We start from the raw sequence: 15265 nt of genomic DNA on the forward strand, positions 1-15265 counted from the left end.
TAGGGGCGGGCCGCCTCCGTGCGGGTACGAAGTCGAGAAGTCCGCCCCGGTCACCTCCAGCTCCGGTAGGGTGCCGCGCGCTGACGGGTTGAGCACACCCGACCGCCGGTCCTGGCCGGTTGGGGCGCCGGCGGGGCTAGATTGGCCGGGTGCGTATCGCTCGTTTCGCCCATGCCAAGGGAATGTCGTTCGGTGCCGTCGAAGGCGAAGCGGAGGCCGGGCCGCAGGCCCTGACCATCGCCGAGATCGAGGGCCACCCGTTCGGCAATCTCTCCTTCAGTGGGGCCCGATGGGCCCTCTCCGACGTCCGGCTGCTCTCGCCGATCCTGCCCAGCAAGGTCGTCTGCGTCGGCCGCAACTACGCCGACCACGCCGCCGAGCTCGGCAACGAGGTGCCCAAGGAGCCGCTGCTCTTCCTCAAGCCGTCCACCTCGGTGATCGGCCCCCGGGACGCCATCCGACTGCCGATCTTCTCCAAGCAGGTCGAGCACGAGGCGGAGCTGGCGGTCGTGATCGGGGCGCCGGGTGCGCGCCGCGCCGACCGCGCCGCCGCCGAACGCGCCATCTTCGGCTACACCTGCGCCAACGACGTCACCGCTCGGGACCTCCAGCGTTCGGACGGGCAGTGGACCCGGGCCAAGGGCTTCGACTCGTTCTGCCCGATCGGCCCGTGGATCACCACCGGGCTGGACGTCTCCGACCTGGAGATCCGGTGTGAGGTGGGTCGCAACCCGGAGGAGATGGAGGTACGCCAACTCGGCCGGACGAAGGACATGGTCTTCGACGTGCCGGGCCTGGTGTCGTACATCTCGCACGTGATGACTCTGCTGCCCGGCGACGTCGTTCTCACCGGCACTCCAGCCGGGGTTAGCCCGCTTGTCGAGGGGGATACGGTCACCGTGCGGATCGACGGCATCGGCGAGCTCACCAACCCGGTGGTTCCCGTCGCCTGATCCGTCTGATGCCCCTGTTTCCGCAGCTCACTGGTGGTTCGGGGGGATCGGATTTGGCCTGCCGGCACCGGGAGGGTAAAGTTCACTCCCGGCGCCGCAAGGGGCCAATGGGGTATGGGGTAATTGGCAGCCCGACTGATTCTGGTTCAGTTAGTCTAGGTTCGAGTCCTGGTACCCCAGCGCTGCTGGAGTTCGCGAGAATTTCCAGACGCTGGATTCTGACGGAGTTCGACTCCGCCCCTTCGGGGGCGGAGGGTGGTCTTCGGTAGAGTGCAGCTCCTCCGCCACTAAGGTGGGGGAGCAAAAGTTGTTCTGGCCCCGTCGTCTAGCGGCCCAGGACGCCGCCCTCTCAAGGCGGTAGCGCCGGTTCGAATCCGGTCGGGGCTACAGCGTGTACAGCCCGTCTCACCTGGTGAGGCGGGCTGTTTCGTGTCCGCCGCCGGGGCCCGTTACGGCCCGCTGCCGGGCCCTCGGGTGGCAGCGCACCCCGCGCTCGTGCCCGGGTACGGTGCCGCTAGACTACAGTCGCACCGCCCGCGAGGGTGGTGAACGGAAAGTTCTGGCCCCGTCGTCTAGCGGCCCAGGACGCCGCCCTCTCAAGGCGGTAGCGCCGGTTCGAATCCGGTCGGGGCTACAACCAAAGGCTCATCTCGCTACGCGAGATGAGCCTTTCTCGTTACCCCACCCCGTCTCCCGCTTCTCTGCGTTGATCATGAGGTTGTCGTCGCGACACGCCGATGCCGGTGGCGTTAACCTCATGATCAACGCAGAGAGAATGGGTTTGGACGGGGGTGGGCAGCGGGGTTAGAGGCCGGACAGGCGTTGGCCGGCTCTTACTACGGCCATGGCGTGGCGTTCGCCGGGGCGGCGGCCCAGGCGCTCGATCGGGCCGGAGATGCTGACCGAGGCGATGACCCGGCCGGTGCGGTCGCGGATCGGGGCGGAGACGCTCGCCACACCGGCCTCCCGCTCGGCGACGCTCTGCGCCCAGCCGCGGCGGCGTACCTCGGCGAGGGTGCGGCCGGTGAACTTGCTGCGCGGCAGCAGCGGCATCACGGCCTCCGGTGGCTCCCAGGCGAGCAGGATCTGGGCTGCGGAGCCAGCCGTCATCGGCAGTACCGAGCCGACCGGAACGGTGTCCCGTAGCCCGCTGGCGCGTTCCGCCGCCGCCACGCAGATCCGCTCGTCGGCGCGGCGTAGGTAGAGCTGCGCGCTCTCACCGGTGGCGTCGCGCAGCGCGGCCAGCAGCGGCTCGGCGGCGGTCAGCAGAACGTCCGGTGCGGCGTTGGCCAGCTCGCCCAGGCGGGGGCCGGGCCGCCATCTGCCCTGGGTGTCGCGCACCAACATTCGGTGGATCTCCAGGGCCTGGGCCAGGCGATGTGCTGTCGCTCGAGGCAGCTTGGTGCGTTCGACGAGTTCGGCCAGGCTGGCGCCGTCCACGCAGGCGGCCAGGATGACCACCGCCTTGTCGAGAACGCCGACACCGCTCATACTGTGTCCCACAAGCCGAAACTTACCTCCCAGAATTTAGGATGTCCAGATGGTGGGAGTCACTCCTGAGCCGAGGACCCTGGCCGAGAAGGTCTGGGACGCGCACGTCGTACGGTCCGCCGCTGGTGAGCCGGACCTGCTCTTCATCGACCTGCACCTGCTGCACGAGGTGACCAGCCCGCAGGCGTTCGACGGGCTGCGGCTCGCCGGGCGCCGGGTGCGTCGTACCGACCTGACCCTCGCGACCGAGGACCACAACACCCCGACCGGGTACGCCGACCCGGCGTTCCGCCTCCGCCGTGGTGACCTGCTCACCATCGCGGACCCCACGTCGCGTACGCAGATCGAGACGTTGCGCCGCAACTGCGCCGAGTTCGGGGTGCGGCTGCACCCGCTGGGCGACGACAACCAGGGCATCGTGCACGTGATCGGCCCGCAGCTCGGTCTCACCCAGCCGGGCCTGACGATCGTCTGTGGCGACTCGCACACCGCCACCCACGGCGCCTTCGGCGCGCTCGCCTTCGGGATCGGCACCAGCGAGGTGGAGCACGTGCTGGCCACCCAGACGCTGCCGCAGAGCCGGCCGAAGACGATGGCCGTGAACGTCACCGGCCGGCTCGCGCCCGGCGTGACCGCCAAGGACCTGGTGCTCGCGCTGATCACGCAGGTCGGCACGGGTGGGGGTCGCGGGCACATCGTCGAGTACCGCGGCGAGGCGATCCGCGCCCTCTCCATGGAGGGGCGGATGACCATCGCCAACATGTCCATCGAGTGGGGCGCCAAGGCCGGCATGATCGCGCCGGACGAGACCACCTTCGCGTACCTCAAGGGTCGACCGAACGCGCCGCAGGGCGCGGACTGGGACGCGGCGGTGGAGTGGTGGCGGACGCTGCCCACCGACGAGGGCGCGCGCTTCGACGCCGAGGTGACCCTGGACGCCAGCCGGATCACCCCGTTCGTGACCTGGGGCACCAACCCCGGGCAGGGTGCGCCGCTGAGCGCCCCGGTGCCGGACCCGGAGGAGTTCACCACCGACTCGGAGCGCACCGCAGCCCGTCGGGCCCTGGAGTACATGGACCTGCGCCCCGGCACCCCGCTGCGGGAGCTGCCCATCGACGTGGTCTTCGTGGGGTCCTGCACCAACGGCCGCCTGGAGGACCTGCGGGCCGCCGCCGACGTGCTGCGTGGCCACCGGGTCGCCGACGGCGTCCGGATGCTCGTGGTGCCCGGCTCCGCCGCCGTGCGCGAGGCCGCCGAGGCCGAGGGGCTGGACAAGGTCTTCGCCGACGCCGGGGCCGAGTGGCGGTTCGCCGGCTGCTCCATGTGTCTGGGGATGAACCCCGACACGCTGAAGCCGGGCGAGCGCTCCGCCTCCACCTCGAACCGCAACTTCGAGGGCCGTCAGGGCCGGGGCGGGCGTACCCACCTGGTCTCCCCGCCGGTGGCCGCCGCCACCGCCGTGGTCGGCCGGCTGGCCGCCCCCGCCGACCTGTAGAAGGGACCGACGAGATGGACAAGTTCACCACCCACACCGGCACCGCCGTGCCGCTGCGCCGGTCCAACGTGGACACCGACCAGATCATCCCCGCCGTGTACCTCAAGCGGGTGACCCGGACCGGCTTCGCCGACGGGCTGTTCAGCGCCTGGCGGGAAGATCCGGCATTCGTGCTCAACGATGAAAACTATTCCGGGGCGTCGATCCTCATCGCCGGCCCGGAGTTCGGCACCGGCTCCTCCCGGGAGCACGCCGTCTGGGCGCTACGGGACTGGGGTTTCCGCGCCGTGGTGGCCCCGCGCTTCGGTGACATCTTCCGCGGCAACGCCCTCAAGGAAGGTCTGTTGCCGGTCGAGTTGGAATTGAAAGCCGTCGAAGAGTTGTGGGACCTGATCGAGGCGGATCCCACCACCCCAGTGACCGTCGACCTGACCGCCCGCCAGCTCCGGGCGGGGGACGCGAGCTGGTCGTTCCCGCTGGACGACTTCAGCCGTTGGCGGCTCCTGGAAGGCCTCGACGACATTGGACTCACCCTCCGCCACGCCGCCGACATCGACTCCTACGAGGCGCGCCGACTGCCGTTCCTGCCCTCCGTGGCATAGCCGTTAGGCCGCTCGCACAGCGGATTTCACCCCCATCGGGCCATCCGATGGGGGTGAATCCGTTACGACACAAGGGCTTTTTTCTACCGAATGTTTGTGTCCCGGCAGCACAGGGCATACCGTGCGCGCAGAATGGCTCGCGACGAGTCAGTTGCACAATCGGGAGGAAGTCGTGAACAAGGCCGAGCTCATCGAGGCGCTCGCTGTTCGCCTGGGGGACCGGAAGATGGCGACGGCCGCGCTCGACGCGGTCCTCACCGAGGTCCAGGCGGCGGTCACCAAGGGCGAGAAGGTGGCGATCACCGGATTCGGAGCATTCGAAAAGCGTGTGCGTGGCGCGCGAACAGCGCGCAACCCGCGTACCGGCGAGGCGGTGAAGGTCAAGAAGACGTCAGTCCCGACCTTCCGCCCCGGCGCCGGGTTCAAGGAAATGGTGGCTAGCGGCAAGGTGCCCAAGGCCACGGTGGCGACCAAGAAGGCCGCCACCAGCACCGCCACGGCCAAGGCGGCGGGCACGAAGGCGACCGGCACCAAGGCGGCCACCGCGAAGGCGGCGGGCACCAAGGCGACCACGGCGAAGGCGGCCAGCAAGAAGACCGCCCCGGCCAAGGCGAGCAAGACCACCACGGCGACCAAGACGGCCGCCAGCAAGAAGACCGCCCCGGCCAAGGCGAGCAAGACCACCACGGCGACCAAGACGGCCGCCAGCAAGAAGACCACCGCGGCGAAGAAGACCACCGCCGCGACCCGGTCGACCGCGGCGAAGAAGACCACCGCGGCGGCGAGCAAGAGCACGGCGGCCAAGAAGGCGCCGGCGAAGAAGGCTCCGGCGAAGAAGGCGGCCAGCAAGCGCTGACCGACCGGTACCGCGAGGGCGTCCACCCGTGGGTGGGCGCCCTTTCGGCGTACCGGGACGGCTTTCCGGTGTATGAGGACCGTTGACCCGGTTGGCTCGCTCGCGCAGAATCGCCGTGCCGGCCACCCCTCCGCCGGCCCGTCGACGGGAAATGGGGCGCCGGTGCGCTACCGCCAGCTCACCACCGGCACGCTCGCGCTGGGCGTGCTCCTCCTCATCGACGTGCTGCGGGTCTGGCTGCCCGGCATCATCACCATCTTCGGTCAGGCGGCGTCCACCCCGGCCGAGCTGATGGGGGCGTTCGCCCTCGGCTGGTTCGTGCTCGCGATGGGCGCACCCGCCGTGGTCCGCCGCGTCGGAGCCCGCCCGGTCACTGTCGTCGCCGCTGTCGCGCTCGCCGTCGCCCGGCTCGCGCTCACCGCCGCTCCCGGCGGACGTACGCAGCTCTGGTTGGCCACCGCCGGGTTGCTCGCCGGGCTGGTCTGGCTGGTCGGCGTCGCCGCCGACACCGACCGCCCGGTCCCGGGGCTGGCGTTGGGGTTCGCGGTCAACGCGGCCCTGCACGCGGTACTGGACACCGTCGACCTGGTCTGGCGGGGCGACTGGGTGGCCTGGCTGCTCAGCGCCGTCGCGGTGGCGTTGTTCCTGGTCGGCACGGCGCAACCCGGCCAGCTCAGCGCTGACGCCCTCGCTGACGCCCCAGTCGGCCCTGGTGGGGGCCGAGCCTGGCTGCTGGCCGGGCCGGCGCTGCTGCTGGCCGGAATGGTGGCGCTCAACCCGGCACTGGCCCGGACCGGGATGTCGTACCTCGTCGCCGGGGATGGGGTGGCCCGTTCGCCGCTGTTCGGCCTGGCGCCGGTGCCGGTGGCGGTCGCCGGGTTCCTGTGCGCCGCGTTGACCCGGCCGCCCCGTGGGTGGGGCCGGGCGTACGGCCCGGTGACGCTGCTCGGCGGCGCGGTGCTGTTCGCCCTCGACCGGGGCGACCTGCTCCTGCCGGCCATCCTCCTCGCCGCGGTCGGCCTCGGCGCCTGCCTGGCCCTGACCGACGACACCAGCCAGCCGGCCAGCGACACCGCGAGCGCCGGCGCCGGCGCCTCGCGGCGGGGGTACGCGGTCGCCGCCGGGATGCTCGTCTTCGCACTGGGGGCGGTCGGGTACTACTCGGCCTACGACCTCGGCTACCCCAACGCGGCGGTGCCCGTGGTGGTGGCCGTGCTGATCGCCGCCGTGGCGTTCACCGCCCGCCCCGTCGTCCACCGGCTGCCCGGGCCGTTTCCGCCGCTCCGGGCCGCCGCCGCCGTCACCGCGCTGGCCCTGCTGGCACCGGTGCTCGCCGACGAGGTGCCGGTGGCCAGCAACCGGGACGGCCCGCCGCAGCGGTTGACAGTGGTGGCGTACAACATCCGGATGGGGTTCGGGCTGGACGGCCGGTTCGACCTGGCCGGCCTCGCCGAGGTCGTCGACCGGCAACGGCCCGACGTGGTGCTGCTCAGCGAGGTGGACCGGGCCTGGCTGCTCAACGGCGGGCACGACACCCTGGACCTGTTGTCCGACCGGCTCGGTATGCCGTACGTCTTCGGGCCGGCCGCCGACCCGGTCTGGGGTGACGCGGTGCTCAGCCGTTGGCCGGTGCGCGATCCGCGGACCCTGCCGCTGGCCGCCGTCGGCGCGCCCACCGGGGCGCAGGCCCTGGCCGTCACGCTGGACCTCGGTGACGGTGTCCGTACCGCAGTGGTCAGCACCCACCTGCAACCGCCGCCGGGCAAGGGCCCGGTGGTCCAGGCCCGCGCGGTCGCCGACTTCGCCACCCGGTACGCGGCCGGTCGGCCGTTGGTGGTGGCGGGTGACCTGAACACCGAGCCGGGCGACGAGGCGTTCGCGGAGTTCGCCAACGCCGGCCTGGTCGACGCGTTGGCCGCCGCCCGACCGCTGGCGACCAGCCCGGCGGACGACCCGCGCCAGCAGATCGACCACATCTTCGTCTCGCCCGGCCTGACCCCGAGTGATCCGGTCGCGCCGCGCAGCACTGCCAGCGACCACCTGCCGGTCGCGGTGACAGTGACCCTGCCGCCCCGCTGACCAGGCCGGGCCCGTGCGAACGCGGGCCCTACAGGCGATCGGCGGCCAGCAGCCGGTCGGCGGCGAAGGCCAGCAGCCAGCCGCCGCCCTTCGGGGTGGTGAAGTCCTCATCGGTGCGGCCGGTCAGCCGCTCCAGGGCCCCCGGCAGGACCTTGCCCTGGCTGCACACCGCCGACTGCCCACCGGTGCCGGCCAGCTCCAGCAGCCGGGCGGCGGTGGCCAGGATCTGCTCGTCGCTCTGCTGGCCGGGTTGTGGCTCGTCCAGGTCGCCGCAGACCTCGATCGGCAGGTCGAGCAACGCGGCGGCCGGGTCGAGTGTCTGCACGCACCGTCGCGGCGACGCCGACACCAGCCGGGCCGGCCGGATCAGGGCGATCAGCTCGGCCAGCGTGCTCGCCTGGGCCCACCCCTTGGCATCCAGAGGTCGTCCGACGTCGGGGCCGGACCAGGTGGCCCGCTTACCGGCTTGCGCGTGCCGGACCAGCGCGACCGTCGCCGTCACCGACGGCAGGGCGGCGAACGCTGCCAACACCTCGACGTCGTGCGGGTAGCTGACCAAGCGGATCGCGTCGTCCACCGCGAGCCAGCGGATGTCGTCCACCTCGGTGTCCGGCTGGAAACCGCCGCTGGCCACCGCGAGCATCGACCAGTAGTCGACCAGTTTGGGCTGCCCCTCGCTGCGGTACCGCACCGACGGCAGCCGCACCTGCGGCACGCCCCGCACGTCGGCCTCCTCGGCCACCTCACGGACCGCCGCGGCCAGCGCATGCTCGCCCGGTTCCAGCTTGCCCTTCGGCAGCGTCCAGTCGCCGTAGCGGGGGCGGTGCACCACACAGACGCGTACGCCGTCGTCGGTCGGTCGCCAGGCCACCCCGCCCGCCGCCCGGATGCCCGTCACGGCAGCCAATTGGTACGCCGTCGCCGGGTGGCCCGGTGCCAGGCGGCCGGGAGCAGACCCCGCATTTGGCGTACCGACAGGCGTTCCCGCTCGGCCAGCCGCCCGGCGGTGACCGCCAGCTCGTGGTCGTCCGGTCGCTCGGCGGCGATCTCCAGCCAGGTGTCCGCCGCCACCGCCGCGTCCTGGTGCTCGCCGAGCACGTCCTGCACCCGGGCGAGGGCGCGGGACAGCCGGCGCGCGCCCTTGCCGACCGTGGGGGCCACCGCGTTGACCGCGTACCGGGCCTGCTTGCCCTCCTTGCGGACGGCGTGCCAGCGCTCGTCCGGCGACTGCGCGTCGAGCCCGCCGACGCCGTCCGGCCCGGTCAACCGTCGCCAGGGGCGGGCCACCAGCGCGGGTAGCGCCTGCGCGGCGGGGGCTGCCGCGCGGCGGGTGAACCGGGGTGCGCGGGCGGCCAGCACCAGGGAGTCCACCAGGGCCAGGTAGCGCGCGGAGCGCAGCATCTCGTCGATGGCGGTGAGCGCCTGCCGTTGCCGTTCGGCGAGCACCTCGTCGAGCCTGTCCACCGCGCCCTGGTCCAGCGGGCTGAGCGAATCGGCATCGGCGGTGCGGCGCAGCCGCGCGCGCAGCACCTCGGCGTCGCGAGCCCCGCCGAGAACTCCGGCCAGCCAGCGGAGCTCGTCGCGCAGCGGACGGGACCAGGTCTTGCGGACCAACGGTTTGAAGGTGCGCAGATCACTGCGCAGGCGTCGACAGGCCACCCGCATCTGGTGCACGGCGGTGTCGCCACCGGCGGCCGGGGCGCGCAGCCGGACCAGCGGGTCGTGCGCCAACAGCCGACGGATCTCCTTGCGTAGCGCCTCGGTCACCACGTCACCGGCGCTCGGCTCGGCGGTCAACCCGGCCGGCGCGACCAGGTCCGGATCGGCCTGCGCCGTCGCGCCCAGCGCCCGTACGTGCTTCGGCGTGAACGACCCGCCCTGGGCGCCAGCCTCGCGCAGCACCCCGCCGACCCGGTCGAGCAGCTTCCGGTCGCCGGCCATCAGCTCCACCTCCACCTCGCGGAAGGTATCGGTGGTGCTGCCGGCGTCGTCGAGCACTGTCACCCGGTCGTCCACCACCTCGGCGAGCACAGTGCCGGCCCGGTCACACACCTCGTACGCGTGCCGCACCGTCCGGACCACCGTCACCGGGGCCAGCGGCGCCCCCCGGTGCAGGACGGTGACCAACTCCACCAGCTCCGACGGCGGCTGCCCCTTCGGCCCGGGACGGGAGATCTCGTGCCGGACGCCCGGCGTCCCGGTCGGTAGTTTCACCGTCCAGGGCAGCTCGTCGCCCCGGCGGTGGCGCAGCGAGGCACCGGCCCGGGCCAGCCGCAAGTCCACCGTGTCGAGGTAGCGGGCGACCAACGTCACCGGTGGCAGTGCCCGGACCCGACCGCCGGCCGGGGCTGTGCCGGCCAGGTCCGGCAGCACGTAGGAGTCGTCCACCTCGTACTTCTGCTCCTCCTCGACCATCAGCTCAGCCTATGCGCTGCGCGGTCAGCTGGCCGTGCCACCGACGCGGCGCAGCAGCAGTTCCTGCAGATGGGCCCGGGCGGCGTTGTCACCACCGGTCCGCCGGGTCCAGGTGCCGTCGCCGGCCAGCTCGAACGCGTCCACTTCGGGGCTCATCGCGGCGGTCAGCACGTGGTCCAGCTCGGCGCGGGCGATCGGGTCGCTCACCTGCACCAGCGCCTCCACCCGACGGTCCAGGTTGCGGTGCATGAGGTCGGCCGAGCCCATCCAGAACTCGGCCTCGCCGTTGTTGCCGAACCGGAACACCCGGGAGTGCTCCAGGAAGCGGCCGAGGATCGAGCGGACCCGGATGTTCTCCGACAACCCCGGCACCCCGGGGCGCAGCGTGCACATGCCCCGGATGAGCAGGTCGACGTGTACGCCGGCCTGGGAGGCGCGGTACAGCGCGTCGGTCACCCCCTCGTCGACCAGGGAGTTGACCTTGAACTGGACCAGGCCGGGCATGCCCAGGCGGACGTGCGAGATCTCCCGCTCGATCCGCTCGATGAGGCCGCTGCGGATGCCCTGCGGGGCGACCAGCAATCGCCGAAACGCGGTCTGCCGGCTGTACCCGGTGAGCACGTTGAACAGGTCGGTGAGGTCGGCGCCGATCTCCGGGTCGGCGGTGAGCATGCCGAAGTCCTCGTACAGTCGGGCCGTCTTCGGGTGGTAGTTGCCGGTGCCGATGTGGCAGTAGCGACGGATCTGGTTGCCCTCCTGCCGGACCACCAGCGCGGTCTTGCAGTGCGTCTTCAAGCCGACCAGGCCGTACACCACGTGGCAGCCGGCGCGTTCCAGCGTGCGGGCCCAGCCGATGTTGGCCACCTCGTCGAAGCGGGCCTTCACCTCCACCAGCACCACCACCTGCTTGCCAGCGGCGGCCGCGTCGACGAGCGCGTCGACGATCGGGAAGTCGCCGCTGGTCCGGTAGAGGGTCTGCTTGATGGCCAGCACGTTCGGGTCGGCGGCGGCCTGCTCGATGAAGCGCTGCACGCTGGTGGCGAACGAGTGGTACGGGTGGTGCACCAGGATGTCCCCGTCGCGCAGGGTGGCGAAGACGCTGCGCGGCACCTCGCCCTCGGCGAGCCGGGGATGGGTGGCTGGCACGAACGGCGGGTCCTTCAGGTCCGGCCGGTCCGCCTCGCCGTAGACCTGCCACAGCGCGGACAGGTCGAGCAGGCCCGGCACCCGCAGCACGTCCTGGTCGTCCATGTCCAGTTCGCGGACGAGCAGCTCCAACATGTGGTCGGAGATGGACGCGGCGACCTCCAGCCGGACCGGGGGGCCGAACCGCCGTCGGGCCAGCTCCCGCTCCAGGGCCTGGAGCAGATCCTCGTCGCGGTCCTCGTCGACCTCCACCTCGGCGTTGCGGGTGACCCGGAACAGGTGGCACTCGACCACCTGCATGCCACTGAACAGCTGCCCCAGGTGCACCGAGATCAGGTCCTCCACCGGCAACATCCGGACGCCCGGCTGGTCCCGGTCCACCCGGACGAAGCGGGGGACGTTGTTGGGCACCTTCACCCGGGCGAACAGCTCCGAACCGCCGTCCGGGTCACGAACCGCCACCGCCAGGTTCAGCGACCGCCCCGAGATGTACGGGAACGGGTGCGCCGGGTCCACCGCGAGCGGGGTCAGCACCGGGAAGATGTGCTCCCGGAAGTAGGTGCGCAGCCGCTCCCGTTCGCCGTCGCCCAGCTCGCCCCAGCGCAGTATGCGGATGCCCTCGTCGGCCAGCTTGGGCAGCACGTCGTCGACGAAGCAGGCGGCGTGCCGGGCGCCCAGCGCGGCGGTCCGCTCGGCGATCAGCTCCAACTGCGTACGCAGGGGCAGCCGGTCGCCGCCGCGCACCGGCAGGCCGGCGGAGAGCCGCCGCTTCAGCCCGGCGATGCGCACCATGTAGAACTCGTCGAGATTGCTGGCGAAGATGGCCAGGAACTTGGCCCGCTCCAGCAGCGGGGTGCGCTGGTCCTCGGCCAGGGTGAGCACCCGGGCGTTGAAGTCGAGCCAGGACAGCTCCCGGTTGAGGAACCGGTCCTCCGGCAGCGGCGGGGCCGCCGGGGGCTCGTCGTCGTCCTCCGGTGCGGCGCCGGTCGGCAGGTCGTTCGGCAGGACCGGGTGGACGTCACCGGCGGCCGGGCCGTCCGCTTCGATCTTCGGGGCGGGGTCGATGACCTCGTCCAGCCCGGAGGAGGCGGCGCCGGGGTCGTCGGCGAGCGTGTCGGCGCGGGCGGCACCGGCACGTTCGGCGCGGGACGGGCGGAAGCGCCCATCGGTGCCGCGCGTACGGGAGCCGTTGCGGAGGTCGGTGGCGGGCGGGTGGGCCGGTTGCTCGCGAGGGGTGCTCACCCGCTCATAATCACCCGATTACGGTAAACGCAAAATGAACTTGGGCTCGACGGGTCAGATCATCGTCGGCAATGTCACCCGGACGACCTCGCCGTCGGGATCGGTGTCGATGCGAACCCGCTGGCCGAGCCGGAGAAGCCGCAGCCCGGAGGCGTCGAAGGCCCGGGCGGGAAAGCGCATCTCGGTGCCGTCGTCGAGCAGCAGGACACCGCTGCGCGTCGCCGCGTCGTAGCTGGCCACCGTGCCCTGCATGCTGGCACCGTACACCCGGAGGTTCAGCCCGTGGCGCGGGCTGAGCCCACCGGGGCGGTTCAGCCGGCGCGGGCGGGGCGACCGGCGGCCACCAGTGCGGCCGTGCGCGGCCCCAGCCCGAGCCGGGCGGCGGCGGTCAGGTCCGCGGCGGTGTCCACGTCCCGGCGCAGGCTGGGCCAGTCGCCGTCGAGCGGCAGTGCCCCGCTCGCCGCATGGGCGACCGCCGAGCCCACCCCGAAGCGCGGATCCAGCGGCACACCCGGCCCGGCGGTGAGCAGCACCGTGCCCCCGCCGGGCGCGTCCGGCAGGAACCGGCGTACCCCGGGTCGGCCGTGCTGCGCTGCGAGCAGCGCGCCGGCCAACTCGGCCGGGCGCAGCGCCGGCACATCCGCGGTGATCCCGGCCACCCACCCGGCGGTGGCCCCGGCCGCTCCGTGCCGGAACGCGGCGTTCAGGCCGGCGTCCGCCTCGTCCGGCAGGACCCGCGCGCCGGCGGCGCGCGCCGCTGCCGCCACCCGGGGGTCGTCGGTCACCACCAGGGCCTCGGCGACCGCCGGGCAGGCCAGCACCGCGCGGAGCGTGTCGGCCGCCAGGGCCAGCGCCAACTCCTCATGCGGTACGCCGGGCAGCGCCCCCCGCAGCCGGCTCTTGGCCACGGCCAGCCGCTTCACCGGCACCACCACGGCCCACCTCGGCTGAGTCACGTCCGCAATCCTGCCAGCCGGACGGCGGGCCCCTCGCTGGCCGTACCGGGGGCGAGCAGGCATGATTTCCGCTGCGGGCGTCGCGGGCGGGATTTCGCGACGGGGTTGGGGCGCGAAGAGGAGGCACAGTGGCACGGCGGAGGCTGGGGTTCTGGCAACGGTTCGCCGTGTGGCTGGTGAAGCCGGTGATGACCGTCTGGACCCGGCGCACCTGGCGTGGTCAGGAGCACCTCCACGGCGACGGCGGCGTGATCATCGTGGCGAACCACATCTCCCACGCCGACCCGCTGGTGTCCGCGCACTTCATCTACGACTCCGGGCGCTGGCCGCAGTACCTGGGCAAGGCCAGCGTGTTCCGGGTGCCGGTGGTCGGCTGGATCCTGCACCGGTGCCGGCAGATCGCGGTCGAGCGGGGCAGCGCGGACGCCGTCCGCTCGCTGGACGCACTGGTCGCCGCGCTCGACGAGGGCGGCGCGGTCGTGATCTACCCTGAGGGCACCACCACGCGACAGCCGGAGCTCTGGCCGATGAAGGCCAAGACCGGTGCGGCCCGGCTGGCCCTGGCCACCGGCGCCCCGGTCGTACCGGTGGTGATGTGGGGGCCGGAACGGATCTTCGACCCGCGGACGACCCGTGTCAGCCTGCGCCCCCGGATCCCGGTGACCGTTGCCGCCGGGGAGCCGATCGACCTGAGCCGGTGGGCGGACGCCCAGCCGACCCGGGCCACCCTCGAGGAGATGACGGACACCATCATGTTGCGGCTGCGGGACATGCTCGCCGAGATCCGTGGCGGTACCCCGCCGCCACTGTGGGAGCGACCGGTCCGGTCCTCCGCCGGCCGCGAGCAGCGGGACGACGCGGCATGAGCGAGCGAAGCGAGAGAATCGTCGGGCTCGGCAGTGGTGCCGTTCAGGCCGCCGCGAAGCGAAGCGGAGCGGTGGCATGAGCGAGCGAAGCGAGAGAATCGTCGGGCTCGGCAGTGGTGCCGTTCAGGCCGCCGCGAAGCGAAGCGGAGCGGTGGCATGAACGGTCACGTCGCGGTGCTCGGTGCCGGTTCCTGGGGCACCGCGTTCGCCAAGATCCTCGCGGACGCGGGGCGGGACGTGACGGTGTGGGCCCGCCGGGCGCCGGTCGCCGAGAGCATCCGGACCGAGCGCCGCAACCCGGAGTACCTGCCCGACCTGCTGCTGCCGGCCCGCGTCACCGCCACCGCCGACGCCGCCGAGGCGATCACCGGCGCCGAGGTGGTGGTGCTGGCCGTGCCGTCGCAGACCCTGCGCGGCAACCTCGCCGAATGGGCCGGGCACCTGCACCCGGATTCCACCCTGGTGTCGCTGATGAAGGGCATCGAGCTGGGCACCACCAAGCGGATGAGCGAGGTCATCGTGGAGACCGCCGGGGTCGCCGCGGACCGGGTGGTCGTCGTGTCCGGCCCGAACCTGGCCCCGGAGATCGCCGCCGAGCAGCCCGCCGCGACAGTGGTCGCCGGGACGAACAGCGCCCGCGCCACGCTCGTCCAGTCGTCGATCCGGACGCCGTACCTGCGCCCCTACACCAACGACGACGTGATCGGCTGTGAGCTGGGCGGGGCGGTCAAGAACGTGATCGCCCTGTCGTACGGCATCGCCACCGCGATGGGTTTCGGCGACAACACCCGGGCCATGCTGATGACCCGTGGGCTGGCCGAGACGGCCCGACTGGGCGTGGCGCTCGGCGCGGACCCGATCACCTTCGCCGGCCTCGCCGGCATGGGCGACCTGGTCGCGTCCTGCTCGTCCCCGCTGGCCCGCAACCGTACCTTCGGCGAGCATCTGGGCCGGGGCGAGACGCTGGAGCAGGCCCAGACCGCCACCCGGCAGACCGCCGAGGGCGTGAAGAGCTGCCTGGCGATCCGCGACCTGGCCCGGGCGCACGGCGTGGAGATGCCGATCACCGAGCACGTCGAGCGGATCTGCCACGAGGGGATGGACCCTCGCCTCGCCGTGGAGACCCTGATGAGCCGCACCGCCAAACCCGAGTCGTACGAGTGA

General features: G+C 72.5%; 13 protein-coding genes and 3 tRNA genes. 10 read left to right on the forward strand and 6 right to left on the reverse strand.

What is annotated here, in order from left to right:
- The first annotated feature begins 149 nt into the window (after window positions 1–149).
- The 4 genes from ACQRWP_RS01275 (at window position 150) to ACQRWP_RS01290 (ending at window position 1587) form a co-directional block, all read left to right on the forward strand.
- Complete coding sequence (locus ACQRWP_RS01275; protein ID WP_410820681.1) at window positions 150–953, forward strand: fumarylacetoacetate hydrolase family protein; 804 nt, start codon at window positions 150–152, stop codon at window positions 951–953.
- A 108-nt stretch (window positions 954–1061) separates the two neighbouring features.
- Window positions 1062–1133: transfer RNA gene (locus ACQRWP_RS01280), tRNA-Gln, on the forward strand.
- Window positions 1134–1267: 134 nt separating this feature from the next.
- Window positions 1268–1340, forward strand: a tRNA-Glu gene (locus ACQRWP_RS01285).
- A 174-nt stretch (window positions 1341–1514) separates the two neighbouring features.
- A tRNA-Glu gene (locus ACQRWP_RS01290) sits at window positions 1515–1587 on the forward strand.
- Between the two features lie 170 nt (window positions 1588–1757).
- On the opposite strand, the gene ACQRWP_RS01295 is transcribed toward ACQRWP_RS01290, so the two are convergent.
- On the reverse strand, window positions 1758–2444 hold the full coding sequence (locus ACQRWP_RS01295) for an IclR family transcriptional regulator (protein ID WP_007456408.1): 687 nt from the start codon (window positions 2442–2444) through the stop codon (window positions 1758–1760).
- Window positions 2445–2493: 49 nt separating this feature from the next.
- Between ACQRWP_RS01295 and leuC the strand changes: the two genes are divergently transcribed.
- From leuC to ACQRWP_RS01315, 4 genes are all read left to right on the forward strand, one after another.
- Window positions 2494–3939 carry a 3-isopropylmalate dehydratase large subunit gene (leuC, locus tag ACQRWP_RS01300; protein WP_430500446.1) on the forward strand — a complete coding sequence of 482 codons (1446 nt, stop codon included), beginning with the start codon at window positions 2494–2496 and terminating at the stop codon, window positions 3937–3939.
- A gap of 14 nt (window positions 3940–3953) precedes the next feature.
- Window positions 3954–4541: a 3-isopropylmalate dehydratase small subunit gene (gene leuD / locus ACQRWP_RS01305; RefSeq protein ID WP_196921481.1), complete on the forward strand. Its 588-nt coding sequence runs from the start codon at window positions 3954–3956 to the stop codon at window positions 4539–4541.
- Between the two features lie 172 nt (window positions 4542–4713).
- Complete coding sequence (locus ACQRWP_RS01310; protein WP_430500447.1) at window positions 4714–5397, forward strand: HU family DNA-binding protein; 684 nt, start codon at window positions 4714–4716, stop codon at window positions 5395–5397.
- Between the two features lie 162 nt (window positions 5398–5559).
- Window positions 5560–7476, forward strand: a complete 1917-nt coding sequence (locus ACQRWP_RS01315; protein ID WP_430500448.1) for an endonuclease/exonuclease/phosphatase family protein — start codon at window positions 5560–5562, stop codon at window positions 7474–7476.
- A gap of 28 nt (window positions 7477–7504) precedes the next feature.
- On the opposite strand, the gene ACQRWP_RS01320 is transcribed toward ACQRWP_RS01315, so the two are convergent.
- The 5 genes from ACQRWP_RS01320 to cofC all read right to left on the reverse strand — a co-directional run bounded on the left by ACQRWP_RS01320 (window position 7505) and on the right by cofC (window position 13235).
- Window positions 7505–8383, reverse strand: a complete 879-nt coding sequence (locus ACQRWP_RS01320; RefSeq protein WP_430500449.1) for an NUDIX hydrolase — start codon at window positions 8381–8383, stop codon at window positions 7505–7507.
- A complete protein-coding gene (locus ACQRWP_RS01325; protein ID WP_430500450.1) occupies window positions 8371–9891 on the reverse strand; it encodes a CHAD domain-containing protein in 1521 nt (506 codons plus the stop codon). The genes ACQRWP_RS01320 and ACQRWP_RS01325 overlap by 13 nt, the downstream gene beginning before the upstream one ends.
- Before the next feature lie 24 nt (window positions 9892–9915).
- Window positions 9916–12042 carry an RNA degradosome polyphosphate kinase gene (locus tag ACQRWP_RS01330; protein ID WP_430503381.1) on the reverse strand — a complete coding sequence of 709 codons (2127 nt, stop codon included), beginning with the start codon at window positions 12040–12042 and terminating at the stop codon, window positions 9916–9918.
- A 291-nt stretch (window positions 12043–12333) separates the two neighbouring features.
- Window positions 12334–12531, reverse strand: coding sequence for a cold-shock protein (locus ACQRWP_RS01335; RefSeq protein ID WP_030335323.1), 198 nt, complete (start codon window positions 12529–12531; stop codon window positions 12334–12336).
- A gap of 59 nt (window positions 12532–12590) precedes the next feature.
- Window positions 12591–13235, reverse strand: coding sequence for a 2-phospho-L-lactate guanylyltransferase (gene cofC, locus ACQRWP_RS01340; RefSeq protein ID WP_430500451.1), 645 nt, complete (start codon window positions 13233–13235; stop codon window positions 12591–12593).
- Between the two features lie 128 nt (window positions 13236–13363).
- Here cofC and ACQRWP_RS01345 point away from each other — a divergent pair, with 128 nt between their 5' ends.
- The gene (locus tag ACQRWP_RS01345) at window positions 13364–14101 is read left to right on the forward strand and encodes a lysophospholipid acyltransferase family protein (protein ID WP_430500452.1); all 738 of its coding nucleotides are present in this window, start codon (window positions 13364–13366) and stop codon (window positions 14099–14101) included.
- Between the two features lie 156 nt (window positions 14102–14257).
- Window positions 14258–15265 carry an NAD(P)H-dependent glycerol-3-phosphate dehydrogenase gene (locus ACQRWP_RS01350; protein ID WP_328650593.1) on the forward strand — a complete coding sequence of 336 codons (1008 nt, stop codon included), beginning with the start codon at window positions 14258–14260 and terminating at the stop codon, window positions 15263–15265.

Source organism: Micromonospora trifolii (assembly GCF_050516465.1).
In the GTDB taxonomy this organism is placed as follows: domain Bacteria; phylum Actinomycetota; class Actinomycetes; order Mycobacteriales; family Micromonosporaceae; genus Micromonospora; species Micromonospora trifolii.

Excerpts from the sequence above, each read along its gene's own strand:
- ACQRWP_RS01295 (WP_007456408.1), bottom strand. The coding sequence starts at position 2,444 with ATGAGCGGTGTCGGCGTTCTCGACAAGGCGGTGGTCATCCTGGCCGCC.
- leuC (WP_430500446.1), top strand. The coding sequence starts at position 2,494 with ATGGTGGGAGTCACTCCTGAGCCGAGGACCCTGGCCGAGAAGGTCTGG.
- leuD (WP_196921481.1), top strand. The coding sequence starts at position 3,954 with ATGGACAAGTTCACCACCCACACCGGCACCGCCGTGCCGCTGCGCCGG.
- ACQRWP_RS01325 (WP_430500450.1), bottom strand. The coding sequence starts at position 9,891 with ATGGTCGAGGAGGAGCAGAAGTACGAGGTGGACGACTCCTACGTGCTG.
- ACQRWP_RS01335 (WP_030335323.1), bottom strand. The coding sequence starts at position 12,531 with ATGCAGGGCACGGTGGCCAGCTACGACGCGGCGACGCGCAGCGGTGTC.
- ACQRWP_RS01350 (WP_328650593.1), top strand. The coding sequence starts at position 14,258 with ATGAACGGTCACGTCGCGGTGCTCGGTGCCGGTTCCTGGGGCACCGCG.